The sequence below is a fragment of the Chryseobacterium gilvum genome, from assembly GCF_025628965.1.
In the GTDB taxonomy this organism is placed as follows: domain Bacteria; phylum Bacteroidota; class Bacteroidia; order Flavobacteriales; family Weeksellaceae; genus Chryseobacterium; species Chryseobacterium gilvum.
The window spans coordinates 529,941-549,851 of record NZ_JAOTEN010000001.1 but is presented as its reverse complement, the minus strand read 5'-3'; the positions used below and the strand labels follow the sequence as shown (position 1 = coordinate 549,851).

General features: G+C 36.1%; 13 protein-coding genes. 2 read left to right on the top strand and 11 right to left on the bottom strand.

Features of this window, described 5'->3' with window-relative positions; genetic code table 11:
- Positions 1 to 43: 43 nt before the first annotated feature.
- The 6 genes from dacB to N0B16_RS02480 all read right to left on the bottom strand — a co-directional run bounded on the left by dacB (position 44) and on the right by N0B16_RS02480 (position 10,647).
- Complete coding sequence (gene dacB / locus N0B16_RS02505) at positions 44 to 1,513, bottom strand: D-alanyl-D-alanine carboxypeptidase/D-alanyl-D-alanine endopeptidase (RefSeq protein WP_262989141.1); 1,470 nt, start codon at positions 1,511 to 1,513, stop codon at positions 44 to 46.
- Positions 1,514 to 1,671: 158 nt separating this feature from the next.
- On the bottom strand, positions 1,672 to 4,119 hold the full coding sequence (gene priA / locus N0B16_RS02500; protein WP_262989140.1) for a replication restart helicase PriA: 2,448 nt from the start codon (positions 4,117 to 4,119) through the stop codon (positions 1,672 to 1,674).
- 56 nt (positions 4,120 to 4,175) lie between these two features.
- Positions 4,176 to 6,662 carry a beta-mannosidase gene (locus tag N0B16_RS02495; RefSeq protein ID WP_438265264.1) on the bottom strand — a complete coding sequence of 829 codons (2,487 nt, stop codon included), beginning with the start codon at positions 6,660 to 6,662 and terminating at the stop codon, positions 4,176 to 4,178.
- A 6-nt stretch (positions 6,663 to 6,668) separates the two neighbouring features.
- The gene (locus N0B16_RS02490; RefSeq protein WP_262989139.1) at positions 6,669 to 7,331 is read right to left on the bottom strand and encodes a copper homeostasis protein CutC; all 663 of its coding nucleotides are present in this window, start codon (positions 7,329 to 7,331) and stop codon (positions 6,669 to 6,671) included.
- Positions 7,332 to 7,359: 28 nt separating this feature from the next.
- Positions 7,360 to 8,352, bottom strand: coding sequence for an isoaspartyl peptidase/L-asparaginase family protein (locus tag N0B16_RS02485; protein WP_262989138.1), 993 nt, complete (start codon positions 8,350 to 8,352; stop codon positions 7,360 to 7,362).
- Positions 8,353 to 8,394: 42 nt separating this feature from the next.
- Positions 8,395 to 10,647, bottom strand: a complete 2,253-nt coding sequence (locus N0B16_RS02480) for a beta-N-acetylhexosaminidase (RefSeq protein ID WP_262989137.1) — start codon at positions 10,645 to 10,647, stop codon at positions 8,395 to 8,397.
- A 99-nt stretch (positions 10,648 to 10,746) separates the two neighbouring features.
- On the opposite strand from N0B16_RS02480, the gene N0B16_RS02475 reads away from it, so the two are divergent.
- A complete protein-coding gene (locus N0B16_RS02475) occupies positions 10,747 to 11,550 on the top strand; it encodes a DUF4197 domain-containing protein (RefSeq protein ID WP_262989136.1) in 804 nt (267 codons plus the stop codon).
- Between the two features lie 64 nt (positions 11,551 to 11,614).
- Here N0B16_RS02475 and N0B16_RS02470 read toward each other — a convergent pair whose 3' ends face one another.
- Positions 11,615 to 12,268, bottom strand: coding sequence for a CoA transferase subunit B (locus N0B16_RS02470; RefSeq protein WP_129534196.1), 654 nt, complete (start codon positions 12,266 to 12,268; stop codon positions 11,615 to 11,617).
- 178 nt (positions 12,269 to 12,446) lie between these two features.
- A complete protein-coding gene (locus tag N0B16_RS02465; RefSeq protein ID WP_262989134.1) occupies positions 12,447 to 13,148 on the bottom strand; it encodes a CoA transferase subunit A in 702 nt (233 codons plus the stop codon).
- A 453-nt stretch (positions 13,149 to 13,601) separates the two neighbouring features.
- On the opposite strand from N0B16_RS02465, the gene rplS reads away from it, so the two are divergent.
- A complete protein-coding gene (gene rplS, locus N0B16_RS02460) occupies positions 13,602 to 13,958 on the top strand; it encodes a 50S ribosomal protein L19 (RefSeq protein WP_007846341.1) in 357 nt (118 codons plus the stop codon).
- A 78-nt stretch (positions 13,959 to 14,036) separates the two neighbouring features.
- Here rplS and N0B16_RS02455 read toward each other — a convergent pair whose 3' ends face one another.
- From N0B16_RS02455 to rpsA, 3 genes are all read right to left on the bottom strand, one after another.
- The gene (locus tag N0B16_RS02455; protein ID WP_262989131.1) at positions 14,037 to 15,014 is read right to left on the bottom strand and encodes an EamA family transporter; all 978 of its coding nucleotides are present in this window, start codon (positions 15,012 to 15,014) and stop codon (positions 14,037 to 14,039) included.
- Between the two features lie 117 nt (positions 15,015 to 15,131).
- Positions 15,132 to 17,735: a T9SS-dependent M36 family metallopeptidase gene (locus N0B16_RS02450; protein ID WP_262989130.1), complete on the bottom strand. Its 2,604-nt coding sequence runs from the start codon at positions 17,733 to 17,735 to the stop codon at positions 15,132 to 15,134.
- A 243-nt stretch (positions 17,736 to 17,978) separates the two neighbouring features.
- A complete protein-coding gene (rpsA, locus tag N0B16_RS02445) occupies positions 17,979 to 19,784 on the bottom strand; it encodes a 30S ribosomal protein S1 (RefSeq protein WP_262989129.1) in 1,806 nt (601 codons plus the stop codon).
- Positions 19,785 to 19,911: the final 127 nt, after the last annotated feature.

Sequence of the window (19,911 nt, the reverse complement as noted above, 5' to 3'; positions counted from 1 at the left end):
TTTCAATCAGCGATTAAAAGGTTTTATATGTTTTAAAAATATCTTAGAGATCCAAAGCAGGCTGGAGAATTTTTTCCATTTTGCTTTTTACCTGATCTACCGAACCCGAATAATTATTAACTAACAATGAGAAGACCAGTGTTTTACCGGAATTTGTTTTGATATATCCCGCTAAAGCTTTCACTTTATTCAGCGTTCCTGTTTTCGCAAAAATCTGTCCGTTTCCTTGTCCGATAAACATTCTTTTCAACGTCCCGGATTGTCCTCCTACCGGTAAAGAAGCAAGATACGTTTTATAATATTTTTCATTCATTAAAGAGGTAAGAAACTTTACCTGAGAGATAGGCGTTACATGATTATTTCTTGATAATCCGCTTCCATCCATATAATTTAAGCCCTCCGTATCGAAAGAAACTTCTTTTAAGTGATTGTTTACCACAATTCTCCCAGACTCAGAAGTCTGATCACCCATTTTCTGGAAACCTACTGTTTTTAGCAACGCTTCAGCCAAACCATTATCACTGTGCTGATTGGTATAAAAAACGATATCTGCTAAAGTAGGTGATTTGTACGCTGAGATCATTTTTCTGTTTTCAGGAGCTCCATCGGTTATTCTGGGAGTTACTTTTCCTGTTACAGCAATTCCGTTTTTTACCAGATTGGCTTTAAACGAATTGGCTAAAAAAGCCGGGGCATCCGGTAGTTTTGTTGTTAAAATCCCGTCACCTTCATATTTTTCAGCAAATACCATTTGATTGGCGTACGGTGAAACATAGAAATATTTTTTATCTGAAATTGAATTACTCCCTTTTTTTACAATCAGCTTTTCATTGGCCGGATTAATCTCGCGGGTAGTCCCAACCGGAAGGTAATAATTGTTGTTTTCCAACCAAACCACATTTTCCGGAAGCCTCGAGATATTTCCTTTAAAAAGCGCGGTCTGAATAATAATATCACCATTTACTTTTTTGATCCCTTCACGAGACATTCCGCTTACAAAATCTGAGACGATATCCTTATAAGACCATGCTCCTGCTTTATTGGTTCCTAAAGAAGGGTCGCCACTTCCTATAATATAAAGATTGCCGTTAAGAACGCCGTTTTCATCGATACTTCCTGAATACTCAAGCTGTGTCATCCAACGGTAATTTTCCCCCAACAGATTCAAAGCGGTTTCTGTTGTTAACAATTTTGTCGTGGAAGCAGGAACAAGCGGCGTGTTTTCATTATACGAAGAGATTATTTTTTTCGTCTTCGGATCGTATACTACAAATCCCCAGTTTGCATTTTTCAGCACGGGATCTGTCATCATTGTATTTACACTGATATCTACAAGCTCTTTGGGTGACAGAATCGCTTTTTCAATGGCTGCCACTGGTGAAGGCAGGTTCAAACTGGTTTTCTGACTGTCGAAATTTTGAGAATAAAGAACTGTAGTAGCGGTAGATTGGGCAAAGAAAAAACCAGAAGCCAATACCGTAATACCTGAAATATATTTTCTGAAATTTACCATCTAATTTTTGTTTCGTTATAAATTGGATGTCTTAAAAAACGAATAGTTAAATTCCTTCTAAAAATCCAAACACATAATCAACGGTCAAAAGTAGATATTATTGTCATATGGTTGATTATCAAAATGTAATAAATCTCTATAAAATCTGTTAAAGTTTGTTAAAAGTCTACAAAAACACCCTTTTTGATGCTTTGGTAAGCAGTGATCTCATCAAATTCTTTTAAACTTAATAAAACCCTGTTTTTAAATTTTTCATAGTTTTTTCCTCTCGGGAGCTTCAGAAGAATCTGAAACTGATACAGATTATTCAATCTTGCAATAGGTGCTTTTTCAGGACCTAAGATGCATTCTTCGGGAAGATATTTTCTTAAAATTGAACCTAAAAACTGTGAAGCACGGTTGACGCGGTCTTCTTTGGTATGCTTTAGTTCAATCATGATTAATTTTGTGAAAGGCGGATAATGAAACTTCTGGCGTTCTGTTAGGAAATATTTATAAATTTTAGCCACATTATTCAGCTTAATCAGCTGAAAAACAGAATGATCAGGATTAAAAGTCTGAATTAAAACTTTACCATTCCCGGAAACCCGTCCTGCCCTTCCTGAAACCTGTGTAATTAACTGATACGCTCTTTCTTCTGCCCTGAAATCCTGGACATACAGCATAGAATCGGCTTTAGGAATGGCCACCAATTCGATATGATCAAAATCCAATCCTTTGGAAATCATCTGTGTTCCTACGATAATATCGGTTTCTCGGTCTTCAATTTTCTCATAGAGTTTTTCGTAGGCAAATTTTTTGCGCATCGAATCTACATCCATTCTGTCTACTTCGTTCTCGGGAAAAATTTTGGAAATTTCTTCGTGAATCTGCTCTACGCCTACTCCTCTTTCGTTCAGGTTTTCAGAATAGCATTTCGGGCAGGTTTTTGGTTTGGAGGCACGCTGTCCGCAGTAATGGCATTTCATTTCATTGGCAGATTTGTGATACGTCATTACGACATCGCAATTGGAGCAGTAATTCACATAGCCACAGCTTTCACATTCAATGACATTGGCGTAACCACGGCGGTTGTGAAGAATTATGGTCTGATTTTTTTCGTGTAATGTTTTCTTAATTTCATCAATCAGCTGTAGCGAAAAATTACCGGAAACCTTTTTAGAATCCTGCGCTTCTTTAAAATTGATCAGCTCATATTCCGGAAGCTTTACTTTCCCGAATCTTTCGTTAAGGAAAATATATTTTAATTTTTCTTTTTTTGCCAGGTAATAGCTTTCTACTGAAGGGGTTGCAGAACCCAAAATCACTCTCGCATCGTATAAACCCGCCAATACCAGAGCCGCATCTTTTGCATTAAAAAAAGGAGTAACTTCTCGGGGTTTATAAGCAGAATCGTGCTCTTCATCAACGATAATCAATCCCAGATTCTGAAATGGCAGAAACAAAGCGCCTCTTGTTGCAATAAGGATTTTTACATCATTGTTTTTTATTCTTCTCCAGACCTCCACCTTCTCAAAATCGGTGAGTTTCTGATGATAGAAGCCAAGCTGTTTTCCGTATTTTTTTTCTAATCTCTGTGTAATCTGTTTGGTTAAGGATATCTCCGGAAGCAGAAATAGTACATTTTTTCCTTCGTTGACACACTCATCAATTTTTTCTAAATAAATATGTGTTTTTCCGGATGACGTAACGCCATGCAGCAATACATTTTTTTTCTCTTCAAAGGCTTCATCCACATCAGCTTTGGCAGATTTCTGGGCATCAGAAAGCACATCCAAGTCCTCAATTTCCCCTTCATAGCTTTCCAGCCTGTCTTTTTGCTGATAATATTCTTCCAGAAGCTTTTTATCACTTAAAGCTTTAAAGTGGGTACCAGCGAAATTTCCATTCTCAAAAAGTTCTGATTTTTTTATAAAGCCGGAAGGATTTTCTGTCTGTCTGGACAAAATTAGCAGAAAAAGATCTTTTTGTTTGGGTGAACGGTTCAGTTTGGATAAGATTTCCGTAAGATTTTCATTTTCAAGAAGTTGTTCAGGAATCTTGACATAAGCTACTTCTTTAGCTTTGTACTTCTCTGAGATCTTTTCGTCGATTTCAATATACTGAAGATCGATTAATGAATTAATGGTTTTAACAATCTCTTTTTTAGCGATAAAAGCCTCAATATCAGTGAGATTAATCAGCTGTCTTACTTCAAGCGCCTGAATAAGATGCATCTCGTTGATGTCGAGATTTTCAAATTCTATGGTAATGTTGGGTTTTAATTTTAAATATGTTTCACTTTCCAGCTTTAAAGATGAAGGAAAGGCAAAGCGGTAAATCTCGCCCAAATTGCAAAGATAATATCCGGAGAGCCAGTTCCAGAAATTGATCTGCTCCTTCGGAACAATCGGCTGTTCGTCTAACGTACTGATGATATCTTTCGCTACAAAGGTTTCCGGATCCTGATCATGGATTTCAAAAACAATTCCGGTATAAATTTTCTTTCCGCCAAACGGCACCAAAACTCTCATTCCGATTTGAATAAAAGGAATAAGCTCGTCAGGAATTTTGTAGGTAAAAGTTCCTCTTAAATTTAACGGTAAAACGATCTGGGCGTATTGCAAGAAAATAATTTAGAATGTAAAATTAATTGTTTATTCAGAGAATTGCAATACATTATTTACTTCATTGTATCCCACAAACTCATCACCTCAATTTTGTCTAATGATTTTGAAAGTACAATTTTTTTCGACGTTTTAGGAAGCAGGTCAAAGAAATTATCGCTAAAATGCATATTTCCGATTAAGTACACATCTTTTGCCAGAACATCCGTAGAGATTTCTATTTCTGTCGGGGAAATTTTTCTGATGGTGATGGTAGGTTTTGAAAGCTTTAGATCTTTTGGCTTTACGAAGAAATAGTGATTTTCAGCAATGATTTTGTCATTTTTACCTTTTAAGACCAGCTGCAGAAAAACTTCATTTTTATTGAAATCCTGAATAAGGTTTTCGATCTTAACCGGATCAAATTTTATAATTCCATCTAAAAATTTTCCATCCGGAACCGTTGAAATTTCATTTACTATTTCACCATTATATTGTACGACCTGGATATCAACAAAGACATCTTCAAACTTTTCTATTCCGTCATTGATGGCATAAAAATTTAAATTTCCTTCTTTTTCTTCCGTTAAAATCACCTGGTTTTCAAAACTTCTTTTAACCTGATAATGCAAAGCTTTCCAGTTTCCAAGATAATCAATCGAAGACCACGAAATCACCGGCCAACAGTCATTGAGCTGCCAATACAAACTTCCCATATTGTACGGTTTTGCACGGCGGTGCGCCTCAATGGCAATCTGCATTCCGCGAGCCTGAAGCAATTGGGAAATGTAATTATATTTTACAAAATCAGCCGGTACAATGTAATCGCGCTTCATATACTGATCGATGATCTGAAAACCACGCGCATTTTTTTCGTGTGCTTTGATAATGGGATTTTCTATATTTAAATCCGGTTTTTCGGAGAACATCGATTGTACGGCTTCCAAGCTTGGCATTCCCTGAAAGCCATACTCAGACATAAATCGTCCCACTTTCTCGTTATATATTTCAAAGGGAAACTCACCCCACCAAACTCCCCAATAATGAGAATCACCTTCGGTTAAGCTTTCTTTGTGGCCCCAACCGATGGATGGTGAACTTGGCCAATAGATATTTTTTTCGGGTGTTACATTTTCTTTTAAAGCATTCGGAATGACTTCATGAAAAAGTTTTTTATAATCTTTCCAGACCTGCAGGGAATCATCTTTAGAATAGTTGAATTGCTTCTGATAACCCCAATTGACGATCGCCTCATCAATTTCGTTATTTCCACACCACAAAGCGATTGACGGATGATTTTGAAGACGGTTGACCTGATCTTTTACTTCTTCTTTTACCGTATTTAAAAACCCTTCATCAGAGGGATAAAAGCTTCCGGCAAACATAAAATCCTGCCACACGAGAATTCCGTTTTCATCGCAGGCTTTGTACAATTCGTCATCTTCATAAATTCCTCCGCCCCAAACGCGGATCATATTCATGTTGGCTTCTTTGCAGTCTTTAATCAGTTTCTGATATTTTTCTTGGGTCATTCTTGGAGTAAAGCTGTCACCCGGAATCCAATTGGTTCCTTTGATGTATAAAGGTTTTCCGTTAACCTTAAAATAAAATGATTTGCCTTGTTCGTCTTTTTCCTGAATTAATTCAATGGTTCTTAAGCCTATTTTTTCAGTTTTATGATCTATTATCTGAGAATCTTTTTGCAAAGAAATTGTTATGTCGTATAGATTCGGATCGCCCCATCCGTTGGGTTGCCAAAGTTTTGGGTTTTGAATTGTAAAAGGAACCTGAATGGTGTTTTTCCCTTTTTTTAATTGAATATTATTGAGTTTACCATTAATTGAAAGTACATATTTTCCATTTTGATCCGCTATAATTTCAGTGTAAATATTCAAATCTTCATTTCGTTTTGTTAATTTTTTTTGCTCAATTTTCACGTTTTCCAACTTCGCATTATTCCAGAATTCAAGTTTTACATCTTTCCAGATTCCTGCAGTCACCAATCTCGGTCCCCAATCCCATCCGAATTGATATTGCGCTTTTCGGACAAAACTTCGCGGGGATTCTGGCATGGTAAAGGGAACTTTTTGGGCTAATTCTTTTCCGACGTTTACGGCAGATTTAAATTTAACCTGTAAAATATTGTCTCCAACTTTCAAATTCAGTTTCACAGGAATTTCCCACTTTCTGAACATATTGTCGGTTTTCTTCAACAGTTTTCCATTGAGATAAATTTCAGAAAACGTATCCAATCCGTTAAAAACCAAATCAATATTCTTATTTTGCAATTCTTTTGATGAAATTTTAAATAAAGTCTGATATTCCCAGTCTTCATTTTCGATCCATTGCACTTTCTTTTCATTTTCATCTTTATAAGGATCGGGAATGATTTTATGATCCATTAAATCGAGATGCACGGTTCCCGGAACTTTGGCAGTCAGCCATTTATTTTCTTTTTCGTTTTTGAATTGCCACTTTTCAGAAGATAAATTTCGTTCCGAAGATTGAGCGAAAACAGATACAAACAATAAAATCAAAATACATGAATACAGGTTTTTCAAAATTAATATTTATACATTAGACTTTAGTTTTTTAATTTCTTCAGCGTTTGCAAAAAATTCGTACGGTAATACTGCAGAAGAATGAAAATAATTTCCTTCTGTTATACTTTTCAGTTCTGAAATATTATTTGAGCGAACGCCACCGCCTATTAAAATTTTAATCTGATCGGAATATTTTTCAACCAATATTTTTAAATTTTCTTTACCTTCCATCGCAGAGTTTTCTCCTCCGGAAGTTAGTATTTCTTTAAAACCCAATTCAATGAGTTTCTCTGTAGATTCGAAAATATTTTCAGTTCTGTCAATTGCCCTGTGAAAAACACATGGTTTCCCATTTGCCAGATTAACCAAAATTTTATTTTTTTCTACATCAATTTCCTGATTTTCATTTAAAATCCCGAATACAAAACCATCTGCATGAGCTTTTGAAAATGCTGCTATATCATGTTGCATCTGTTGAAATTCTTGATCGTTATACAAAAAATTTCCACCAACAGGACGTATCATGACATGAATCGGTTTTCTATATTTTTCTTTTAAATATCTTAGCTCCTCAAGATTTGGGGTGATTCCTCCGGCGCTGATATCTGCACAGAATTCAATTCTATCGGCAACAGAATTTAGCGCAATTTCTGCGGAAGTAATGTCAAAAGCGGCAATTTCTAGGAACATTTTTTTAGATCTAATTTATATTGTAAGCTTATTTTAATGCAAATTCGGGTTTTTCCAATCGGTTTCCTTTCTGGTCATACACGGCAAAATTAAACCCGTCCTGAATGCAGTACGAACCATATTCGCCTTTTTTATTCAAAGCAATAAAACCTACCTGAATATCTTTCAGATTTTTATTTCTTCTTTTAGTGATCTGCACAATTCTTTCAACGGCCTCTTTACATGCCTGTTGAGGATTTCTACCCTGCCTCATTAATTCAACAACAAGATGAGTTCCCACCGTTCTGATGACTTCTTCGCCATGACCGGTTGCTGTAGCTGCACCTACTTCGTTATCAACAAACAATCCCGCCCCGATAATGGGTGAATCTCCTACTCTTCCGTGCATTTTGAAAGCCATTCCGCTGGTGGTACAGGCTCCGGAAAGATTTCCTTTCGCATCAAGTGCGATCATTCCGATTGTGTCGTGATTTTCAATGTTGACAATTGGCTGATATTTACTGCTTTTCAACCATTCTTTCCATTCTTTTTCGGATTCTGCCGTAAGAATATTTTCTTTTTTAAAACCCTGAGAGACTGCAAATTGCAGCGCTCCATCACCTACCAACATCACGTGAGGTGTTTTTTCCATCACGGCTCTTGCCACGGAAATCGGATTTTTAATATTTTCAAGACATGCAACCGAACCGATGTTGTAGTTTTCATCCATAATGCAGGCATCCAAAGTCACTCTGCCGTCTCTGTCGGGACGGCCGCCATAACCAACACTTCTTTCTAAGGGATCATTTTCTACTATACGAACGCCCTTTTCCACTGCATCTAAAGCTCGTCCACCTTTTCCGAGAATCGTCCATGCTTCTTTGTTGGCTTTTAAACCGAAATTCCATGTAGAAAGAACAATAGGTTGATTCACTAGTCTATTGTTTTCAGGTACATCTTTGGCGATCAGATCCAACGGATTTAATAATAATGCTGAAGATGCTAAAGCTGTATTTTTAAGAAATTTTCTGCGTGAAGACATAATTATGGTATTAGGTTGCGAGTTTTAAATTTTAAATAAACATTAATTTACTCCGATTTCATCTACGAAAAGCCAGGCCTTTGAATCTGCTCCGGGATTTCCTGCGGGGATAATTCCTGCGTTTTCTATTTTAATTTTGATGTATTTTGAATTTTGATTTCCTACATTCAATCTGATTTTTCCTTTTGCGTTTTGGATTTCATCTGTTCCGGTTTCTTTAATCATTTTGAAATTTTTGTTATCATCAGAAACAAAAATCTGTGCAGATTTTGCCAGGTGAATCCAGCTTCCTTTATTTTCCAAAGTGTTAAAATATACTTCTGAAAATTGAGTTTTAGTTACTAAATCAATTATTGCCACCGCATCTTTCCCCTGAAACCCCAACCAGGTTTTTCCTAGTTGTCTTGTGTTTCCGACAATACCGTCAATCAGAGTAAAGGCACCACCAAAGGAGTAATTTTCACTCGGTTGCTGTTCTAAAGTTATTTTTTTTCCTGTTGTTTTTGATGTTGTAAACGATTGAGAAGATATCGCACTTTTCAATGTTTCATTTTCAAAATAAGCAGATTTTATCGTCATTGATTTCGAAACGGCAATTGGATTTTGATACGTTTGCGAGTGTGCATTCGGATCTGTTCCATCTAAAGTAAACCGAATCCCGTTTGGGTTTTGTGAAGTTGAAAGCTCATAAGAAATTCCGTTATGATCAGGAATTACTTTCCCTGAAACATTGTAGATACTTTTTGCGTAATTCACCTTTATTTTATCTAAAAATTTGAACTGACTGATTACCCTACTTTCAAATTCTTTGTAATTTTTAGGATCAGAAGTTCCCCACCCGACTTCGGAAAGTGCCATCAGTCTTGGAAAAATCATGTATTGAACCTGTTTAAAATCAAGAATATATTCTGTCCACAGATTTGCCTGAACTCCCAAAATATATTGTGATTGTTCTACATTTAACTCAGACGGAATCGGATTATAAGAATACACTTTATCCAAAGGCGTAAAACCACCAAAAGCGTTCGGTTCTGTTGCAGGATCTCCCTGATAATGATCAAAATAGCAATACGAACCGGGAGTCATTACGGCAAAATGTTTTGTTTTTGCAGCTTCAATTCCGCCATTTACGCCTGTCCAGCTCATTACAGCTGCGTTTGGAGCCAATCCGCCTTCCAAAATCTCATCCCAACCAATAATTTTCCGGCCTTTAGAATTGACATATTTTTCAATTTTGTGTATAAAATAACTTTGCAGGCCATGCTCATCCTTCAAATTATTTTTTTTGATTAAAGCCTGACAATGAGCACATTCCTTCCATCTTGTTTTGGGACATTCATCGCCTCCAATATGGATGTATTTTGACGGAAACAGGGTCATTACTTCATCTAAAACATTTTCTAAAAAAGTAAAAGTTTCCTCTTTCGGACAAAAAACATCATCAAAAACACCCCATTTCGTAGCAGGCTCAAATGGTCCGTTTGTACACGCCAATTCCGGGTACGCAGAAAGTGCAGCCAGCGCATGACCGGGCATTTCGATCTCAGGAACTACCGTAATATGCCTGTCCTGAGCATATTTTACTACTTCTTTAATTTGATCCTGCGTATAAAAAAACGGTCCGTACGGTTTTCCGTCGAAAGTATTGTCAACATAAGTTCCGACCATTGACTCTTTACGTTTTGAGCCAATTTGGGTCAGTTTAGGATATTTTTTAATTTCAATTCTCCAGCCCTGATCGTCTGTGAGATGCCAGTGAAAGGTATTGAGCTTGTACATGGCGAGATAATCGATATATTGTTTTACCTCATCAACCGTAAAGAAATGGCGGCAAACATCAAGATGCATTCCACGCCATGCGAATTTTGGCTGGTCTTCGATAACCATTGCAGGAATTTTTCGTGAATCTTTGAATTGATCTATAATCTGAATTAAAGTCTGAAGTGCCAGAAAATATCCTTGTTTTGTATAGGTCTTTATAATAATTTGTTTAGAAGTAATTTCAAGAGAATAAAACTCATCATTGTGTTTTTGATTAGATTTAACTAATTGAGAATATATCAATTGTGCATCAATTTTCTGAATAACCTGAAATTTAAATTCCGGCTGTAACCGGTTTTTAAAATATTCAGTTTCTTTTTCTGGGAGATTATTGCTCAATGTTATTGTTTCAGAAATACTGAATGCTCCAGACAGAAACTCAACTTTTTGCGGATAAGGAATTACATTCAGCTTTTGTTGAGCATAAAATAGATTTGATAGAATAAAAAAAAGTAGCAATACACAACGCAACATGGATGATTAGGTTTTGGCGAATATAATTATTTTCTGAAAAAGGAGCTCATCATTTAACTTATTAAATAATAAAACATCTAAATTTGTATAAAATAAACGATGAAAAAAACTTTTCTTTTAGCCGCGGCCGGAGTATTATTTTCGGTATCTGCACAAGCTCAAATTTTAGATGTGATCAAATCTACCGTTAAAAATAAAATCGGAATTGATCTTAATACTCCCGTAAAAACCAATAACTCATCTACGGGTTTACCAAAATCAAACAACAGTCTGCCCGTAAATCTAGGTACTCTTACTTCAACACAGATTTCTTCGGGATTAAAAGAAGCTTTGAGTCTTGGCGTTACAGAAGGCGTAAAAAAACTAGGGGTTACGGACGGTTTCCTGAAAAATGAAGCGGTAAAAATCTTAATGCCCCAAAAATTAAGAAAAATAGATACGACTCTTCGTGCTGTAGGATTGGGAAGTCTGGCTGATCAGGGGGTAAAATTACTGAACAGAGCTGCGGAAGATGCCGTAACCGAAGCTGCACCGATTTTCACTAAAGCGATTACCTCGATGACGATTACAGACGCTAAAAATATTTTACTGGGAAGTGATAATGCTGCGACAAGCTATCTGCAGGGGAAAACACAAAGCCAGCTGTTTACTGCTTTTCAGCCGAAAGTAAAAGCATCTTTGGGAAAAGTGGGCGCAGATACGGCCTGGAAAAGTTTAATATCAAAATATAATACCTTAACCGGACAAGCTGTAAGCACCGATCTTAATGAATACGTAACAACAGAAGCCATTAACGGTGTATTTAAAATGGTGGCGCAAAAAGAAAGCGGTATCCGGAATACTCCTGCCATGAGAACGACGGCTATTTTGCAGAAGGTTTTTGGAGCTCAGGATGGGAAGTAATTTTCTTTTGTCCTGAAATATATTTATTAAAGGCTGTTTCAATTGATACAGCCTTTAAATTTTATTAGAATTGCATTTCAGGAATTTCGCCTTCGATAATCAGGTCTGCTTCGGTAGATTTTATAATATGTTCTACTGAAACTCCAGGGGCTCTTTCAACAAGTTTGAAACCAGCCGGCGTCACGTCTAAAACCGCTAATTCTGTAACTACCTTCTTTACACAATTAATCCCGGTCAGCGGAAGTGTGCATTTCTTCAAAATTTTGCTTTCTCCAGCTTTGTTAACGTGCATCATCGCAACAATAATATTTTCTGCGGACGCTACTAAATCCATCGCGCCTCCCATTCCTTTAACCATTTTTCCGGGGATTTTCCAGTTGGCGATATCTCCGTTTTCTGAAACTTCCATCGCTCCCAGAATGGTGAGATCTACTTTCTGACTCCGGATCATTCCGAAACTGAACGCTGAATCGAAAAATGAACCTCCTTCTAAAATGGTGATGGTCTGTTTTCCCGCGTTGATAACATCTGCATCTTCTTCTCCCTCAAACGGAAAAGGGCCCATTCCCAACACTCCGTTTTCGCTCTGAAACTCTACGGAAAGGTTATCGGGAACATAATTGGCCACTAAAGTCGGGATTCCGATTCCCAAATTTACATAGTATCCGTCTTTTACTTCTTTTGAAATTCTTTTTGCTATATCTTCTTTACTTAACATATAATTAATTTGAAAATTTGTTAATATGCCAATTTGAAAATTGACTACTAATTGTTTTTTGCTTGTCGAAATAATTGTAACAAGACTAAAATCATTTATTTTAATCTTAAAAAATATTCAATTCAAATTTGACCTAAAAAATAATTTTCAAATTTTCAAATTGAAACATTTTACAATTCTATTTATTTTTTCTCACAGTGCGCTGTTCGATTCTTTTTTCAAATTTTTCTCCCTGAAAGATTCTCTGGATCATAATTCCCGGAATGTGAATCTGATTGGGATCTAATGCTCCCGGCTCTACCAATTCTTCTACTTCAGCAATAGTAATTTTCCCCGCTCCCGCCATCGGATGATTGAAATTCCTTGCAGATCCCTTAAATATTAAGTTTCCGGCATGATCACCTTTCCACGCTTTTACAATGGAATAGTCAGCTTCATATGCATGCTCTAAAATATGCGGTTTCCCCTTAAAATTTTTTACTTCTTTTCCCTCTGCGACTTCAGTTCCGAAACCTGCAGGAGTGTAAAAAGCAGGAATCCCCGCTTGTGCGGCTCTGCATTTTTCTGCCAACGTTCCCTGTGGCGTCAACTCAACCTCCAATTCTCCCGACAACATTTGTCTTTCAAATTCTGCATTTTCTCCCACATAAGAGGATATCATTTTTTTGATCTGCTTTTTCTGCAATAATAATCCCAATCCGAAATCATCAACTCCGGCATTATTTGAAATACAGGTAAGCTCTTTTACATCGCTCTCTACCAAAGCATTAATTGAATTTTCAGGAATTCCGCAAAGACCGAACCCGCCCAACATGAGGGTCATCCCATCCTGAATTCCTTCAATGGCTTCAACAGCATTTTTTACTCTTTTATCAATCATTTTATTCTTAAAATTTTTGTGGTCTGAAATTACAATTTTTTTGGGAATTTTAAGGATTTATACTATTATGATTTGGAGGAGCTGTTTTGCGTGAGGGATGGAAGCGGCATCCTTTTGAGGTTTCGGCGGCTTTGCCGCCGAAACCTCAAAAGATACAGCGGACAGCCCGGCCTGAATGAGGAAATGGAGCGCGAGCGAAGCGAGCGCGTAATGACCAAATGAAGGACACGCCATAATGAGTTTAAGAGGTTGCGAATTATAGATTTTAAAAGTTGAAGTTTTTTAAAAGCAATTAATATGATGTTTGATATTCGATAAAGGTTAAAATTCCTGAAATTTGTTTCTTAAAGTGTTGGCTAACAGAAAAAATTATTTTATTTTTGCAATCTGTTATTCAACCTCTGACGAAGTCCGTGTAAGTTGCTTAGCGTAACACATTTTATTTTATTAATAATGGATTTATTAAAGTACGTACAAGACAAGTACATTACAAAAAAAGAATTTCCTGAATTCAAAGCCGGTGATACCATCACTGTGTATTACGAAATTAAGGAAGGTCAAAAAACAAGAACCCAGTTCTTTAAAGGAACTGTAATTCAATTGAGAGGAACAGGTTCTACAAAGACTTTTACCATCAGAAAAATGAGTGGTGATGTAGGTGTAGAAAGAGTTTTCCCTATCAATATGCCTGCTCTTCAAAAAATTGAAGTTGACAGAAGAGGTAAAGTTAGAAGATCTAGAATCTATTACTTCAGAGATCTTAGAGGTAAGAAAGCAAGAATCAAAGACGCTGCTTACAAAAAGAAATAATTCAGACAACAACACATACGAAAATAGACTGTTTAAGATAAACAGTCTATTTTTTTTACTTACAAATGAAGCATTCTATCAGACTTCGGTAATAGATAATTGTTTTTTCGAAGGGAGATTCATTAAAACAATTGCAAAAAGAATGAGAGCAATTCCTAACCATTGAATCCATTCTACTTTTTCTCCTAAAAGGACAAAAGCCATGGTTACAGAAACCGGAAGCTCCAGTGAAGAAATAATACTTCCCAATCCTAATCCCGTATTTGGGAAACCAAGATTAAATAAAATCGGTGGGATAATAGTTCCGAAAAGCGCTAATACAAAACCATACGTCCAGAAAATAGAATAATCATACGGATGGATATGCTGCGTATTTTCCGTAAAATTTAAATAAAATGTTTTTAATCCTTCAAAATGAAGTGGCCCAATCTGTGCAAAAAACAAAAACAGACCTATTATAACCGAACCTCCGCAAAGCATAATAATACTTTTCCTGAGAACGGGTAATGCTGTAGCTAAAGTGTTTGATGTAAACATCGTGATTGTAAAAGAAGCAGCTGCCAATAATCCCCAAAAGATGCCATGCCAGTCTAATTTGATCTCAAGATTAATGATGTTTGTTGCTAAAACCGTCCCCAATAGAACGATGAGAACTGAAATAATTTTCCTGGTATTTGGAAATTTCTTTGTGATAAAACTTTCTACCACAACACTAAACCAAACCGATTGCATCAGCAGAACAATAGCTATAGAAACATTAATATACTGTACTGCTATATAATAGAAAAGACTGGTACAGCCTAAAGATGTTCCTGCAATCAACAGCATTTTAATTTCTTTTCCGGAAGGTGATGGTAAACTTTTTTTTGTGGTAATGGTTTGAACAAAATTAAGAACCAGCAAACCTAGAATACCCAAAATAAATTGTGACGTGGTAACTTCGGAGGTGGTATAACCATCACGATAGGCCATTTTTACAAATGTTGCCAACATTCCGTAAATACTCGCTCCCAAGCCGACAAATAAAACTCCTTTTAAAATATTTTTCTTCTTCATACCTTTTTTACAGCGCGCAAAGGTACAACTTATATATTTCTTAGTTCCATTTAGCATATTAAGAAATAAAAATCACCTCAGAAATTCTAAGGTGATTTTATTATTATGAAATAAAATTTATTTTTTAATCATCAGTTTTGATGTTGAATTGATGCCCAAACCGCTTACTTTTACAAGATAAACACCATTCACCAATCGATCTGTAGATATGGGATTTTTAGAATCCGGCGAAAATTTATTTTCTGTTGATATAAGCTTGCCGGACATATCGTAGATTTCGACATTTACTTTTCCCAAAGTATTTTTTGGGAAATTAATGAAAAATTCATTTTTAGCAGGATTAGGGTAAATTGATATTGTTTGATCTTTTACTGATATCACTTCTTCAGTTGCTAATACGCAATCACTTGGAACTGAAAAATCCTGTACCTGATCATTAATATTTGTTTTAACTCCTGCAGAAGCATTTACACCTAAACCTCTTTTTGCAAAAGTTCTCCAGATCATACATCTGTCTGTTCCACCTGTTGCTGCCAATTCGGCGGATAAGATTGCATTTCTTCCATCAATAAATGTTGGATTACAAACTTGAAGTTTCAAAGCATTAGTTACTAGTTGTAAAACTCTTGAACTTCCGTTAGTTGTATTTGCGGTAACATCTGATGAATAACCATATTTCGCAACATATTCCCAATTCAGATCCCATAATGTCGATGCCCATATAAATCCTATTGAATGTACATCCGGAACGATTTGTCCACTTTGGTTTGTATATTCTAAACCGTTTGTATTACCATAGGTGAAGCCATTTATTGTAAAATCTGGAGAATATTTTCCAGGTCTTATCCCGGAACCGGTGTAAGACTGACCTGCAGCATACGTTGCCATACCTCTTGGTACAGAAGCATTATCTCCCGGTCTGTTTGTTAACATTAGTGCAAAGAAATCTGACCATCCTTCTCCCATCTGCTCTTTGCTTTGTGAAGACACAAGACAGGTCGATCCATTTCCTGTTAATCTGTTAGAAATACCGTGACCATATTCATGAATGACAACTCCATTGTCAAAACTTCCGTCAGGTGTAATGGTCAAAGCAGGATCATTTTTAAGGGTAACATTAACGGTTGTATTTGCAGCAAGCTGACTTTTAATAAATTCACCTTCGCTGTTATTAATTAAAACTGAAGGAATTGTAATGCTCGCATCAGTACCCGACATTCCCCCAACCGCTCCGGAGGTAGGTGCATTATAAATAATAGCAGCAGTTGCTCCCGCATTTTGTGCGTTTTTAACTTTTGTTACAAAATCACAGGTGCCTCTTTCAATTAAACCAATTTTACCTGTAAGTGAACCTGCAGGTATCGCGGAACATCCATCTAAAACTGATGACAATTGAACATTTCCTGTTACCCCTGTGGCATCTAAAGGATTACCAAATTGTGCAAGTCCGGGAACCGGTTGACGTGGGACCGCCTGACTTGGTGAATTATAATAAAAAACTCTATTAACGGAGGACCATAAATACATCTGCATTCTTGGTTTGCTCCCATCTGCGGGAGTTGCGAAATTGGCATTATCTGTACCTCCACCATCTTGGGATTCGGCATTTACATAATCATTTCCGGCACCACCCAATCCAAAATTGGTTTGCTGGAAGTTTCTTGCACTTTCTGTAAAGCCGAATTTATAAAAAATATCATGTACCTTATTATTGATATAAAATAAATTGGTGATGGCCGCATTTTGGTTATTAAACGGATCTGCATATAAATCAAAAGGAAAATTAAAGTTTCTTGCTGTTCCCCCTTCTGCAACTAAGCCTACAGTATTAGAAGCATTAACATCTTCGTAAGCATACACATTATTCCCTCTCGTGTAAGTATATCGTGTTGTACCATCATAATGCCATCCTTCTGGTGAGGAAGCCACCATCCATGGATTGGTAACTATCGAACGTGACCCGAAAGTAGGAGCTTCTAAGGGTAATGGAAAAACATTATAAGAAGCATTATCAGGTGCCAAAAATGATGCTGCCTGATTTGACGTTTTATTTACCGGACCAATAAAATGGTTTTCAGCGATATGTAAATCATCGTGAGAGTACGCATCATGATGGAAATTACAAGATAAGTTTAAATTTATTTTATCAATAATTTGCCCTGTATGTGCATCGACTAATATCTCCCAATAATTGGGTGATTTAGGTTCCTGGAACGTAAACTGATAAGCAAGCTTTAAATCAGACTGATCTTCTACATATATTAACTTCTGCTTTGCAACATTTATATTCGCAGGTTCAGCTTCCGAACTGTTTAAGATAGGATAATATCTGAGGTCATTATTATTTAAGTCTGCAATAATTTTATCAAAAGCCGCATTTTTATTAACTGACGCACTGCTTGATGAAGCATTACTGTAATTTTTCAGGAAATTATCATTATAATATATGATTTTACCATCTCTTACAAGCGCAGTGCCTACAGCATTGTGAATAGGTAAGCCATTATATGTTTGCTGAAATTTTACAACATCTCCTTTTAATGAGGCTGAAACGTCAACATTATCAATTATAAAATTCATCAAATCAGATTTTTTATATTCTCTAAGATGATTTGTTGAAATATAATCTTTAATAAGAGTCTGTTTTTCCTGAGAAAAGATCTTTGAAGAAGGAAAAATTGTGAAAACTGCAAATAAAAGAGGTAAAGTTATCTTTTTCATATTGATTATTAAAGGATCAAATTTACAAATAATATTCAATCAAAAAATAATTTTAATGAAAATTTAATAATTTTAACTAAAATCACGAATTAAGAAATAAATTATCCTAGTTTAAACAGTAGAAATCTTTAAATATCCAAATAATTATTATTTCCCTTAAATAATATTACTCACTTCTTAGGGGAAATAAGTACATAAAAAAAGCCACTCTCTCAAGTGGCTTCTTATGATCATGACTGAAGATTATTTACCTTCTTCCATTTTTCTTTTCAATTCTGCTAAGACATCGATATCTCCAAGAGTTGATTTTTCTTCGTTGTTAGAAGATGAAGAATTGTTGTTATTGTTATTAGATCTGTTATTAGATTCTTTAACATTTTTCTTCTCTTCGTCTCTGAAGATTCCTGTATGAGATACAACTACTCTTTTGAATTCTTTGTTGAATTCGATTACTTTGAACTGAGCTTCTTCTCCTTTTTTGATTTTAGATCCGTCTTCCTTCTCTAATAATCTTGATGGGCAAAAAGCTTCTACTTCAGCATCTTCGAATTGTACAGAAGCACCTTTATCGTGCACTTCTACCGCTTTACCAGCGTGTACAGTTCCTTCAGCATATTTAGTTTCAAATTTATCCCATGGGTTTTCTGTCAATTGCTTGTGACCTAGAGATAATCTTCTAGCCTGGATGTCTAGTTCAAGAACAACAACATTCAATTTATCACCTACTGCACAGAATTCTGATGGGTGTTTGATTTTCTTCGTCCAAGAAAGGTCTGAGATATAGATCAATCCGTCGATACCTTCTTCCAATTCTACGAATACACCGAAGTTGGTAAAGTTTCTTACGGTTCCAACGTGCTCAGAACCTACCGGATATTTAGCTTCGATATTTTCCCAAGGATCTTTAGATAATTGTTTCATACCTAAAGAGATTTTTCTGTCTTCTCTGTCTAAAGTAAGTACTTCAGCTTCTACTTCATCCCCTACTTTTACAAAATCTCCTGCACTTCTCAAATGAGTAGACCAAGACATTTCAGAAACGTGAATTAATCCTTCCACACCTGGAGCAATCTCTACGAATGCACCATAATCAGCAAGAACAACTACTTTTCCTTTTACTTTATCCCCCACTTTCATATCAGCAGAAAGAGCATCCCAAGGATGAGCTTCTAATTGCTTCATACCCAATTGGATTCTCGTTTTCTCGTCATCAAAGTCTAGGATAACCACTTTCACAGTCTGTCCGTCTTCAAGGATTTCAGATGGATGGTTCACTCTAGACCAAGAAAGGTCTGTAATGTGGATCAATCCGTCTACACCACCAAGATCTACGAATACCCCGTAAGAAGTAATATTCTTCACAGTACCTTCAAGAACCTGACCTTTTTCAAGCTGCGCGATGATTTCTTTTTTCTGACCTTCGATATCTGCTTCGATCAATGCTTTGTGAGATACTACCACGTTTTTGAATTCTGGGTTGATTTTCACCACTTTGAATTCCATAGTTTTACCTACGAACTGATCGTAATCTTTAATTGGCTTAACGTCGATTTGAGAACCTGGTAAGAATGCCTCGATTCCGTGTACGTCAACGATCATACCCCCTTTAGTTCTTGATTTTACAAAACCGTTAACGATTTCTCCAGTTTCGTGAAGTTCGTTTACTCTATCCCAAGCTTTAAGCGTTCTCGCTTTTCTGTGAGATAACTGTAACTGGCCAGTTTTGTCTTCTCTTCTGTCAACCATTACTTCTACATCATCACCTACTTTAAGGCCTGGATTGTAACGGAATTCGTTAAGAGAAATAACACCTTCAGATTTGAAATCGATGTCTACGATAGCTTCCTTGTCAGTCAATCTTACAACTTTACCTACGATTACATCGTTGTCGTTTAAGCTGCTAAGAGATCCGTTATAGATTTCTTCAAGATCGCTTTTTTCTTTTCTAGCATCTGCATCAAGACCAGATTCGAAAGAATCCCAGTCAAATTGTTCCGGTGCTACGTTTTGGTTTAATAAAACCTCTGCTGAATTTGTCTCTTTTGACATTTTCTAAATAAATTTGTATTCCTTCTTTTTTAATGGTCTGAATTAATGTGATTAAAAAATACGGAAGTTATTAATTATTAATAATTTACTTTTTCAAACCTTCACCACAAAAGTGGGTGCAAAAGTA

Coding starts and splice junctions, on each gene's coding strand:
- rpsA (WP_262989129.1), bottom strand. CDS start 19,784: ATGTCAAAAGAGACAAATTCAGCAGAGGTTTTATTAAACCAAAACGTA.
- N0B16_RS02465 (WP_262989134.1), bottom strand. CDS start 13,148: ATGATTGATAAAAGAGTAAAAAATGCTGTTGAAGCCATTGAAGGAATT.
- N0B16_RS02490 (WP_262989139.1), bottom strand. CDS start 7,331: ATGTTCCTAGAAATTGCCGCTTTTGACATTACTTCCGCAGAAATTGCG.
- rplS (WP_007846341.1), top strand. CDS start 13,602: ATGGATTTATTAAAGTACGTACAAGACAAGTACATTACAAAAAAAGAA.
- N0B16_RS02485 (WP_262989138.1), bottom strand. CDS start 8,352: ATGTCTTCACGCAGAAAATTTCTTAAAAATACAGCTTTAGCATCTTCA.
- dacB (WP_262989141.1), bottom strand. CDS start 1,513: ATGGTAAATTTCAGAAAATATATTTCAGGTATTACGGTATTGGCTTCT.
- N0B16_RS02470 (WP_129534196.1), bottom strand. CDS start 12,268: ATGTTAAGTAAAGAAGATATAGCAAAAAGAATTTCAAAAGAAGTAAAA.
- N0B16_RS02450 (WP_262989130.1), bottom strand. CDS start 17,735: ATGAAAAAGATAACTTTACCTCTTTTATTTGCAGTTTTCACAATTTTT.
- N0B16_RS02480 (WP_262989137.1), bottom strand. CDS start 10,647: ATGTTGCGTTGTGTATTGCTACTTTTTTTTATTCTATCAAATCTATTT.
- N0B16_RS02455 (WP_262989131.1), bottom strand. CDS start 15,014: ATGAAGAAGAAAAATATTTTAAAAGGAGTTTTATTTGTCGGCTTGGGA.
- N0B16_RS02475 (WP_262989136.1), top strand. CDS start 10,747: ATGAAAAAAACTTTTCTTTTAGCCGCGGCCGGAGTATTATTTTCGGTA.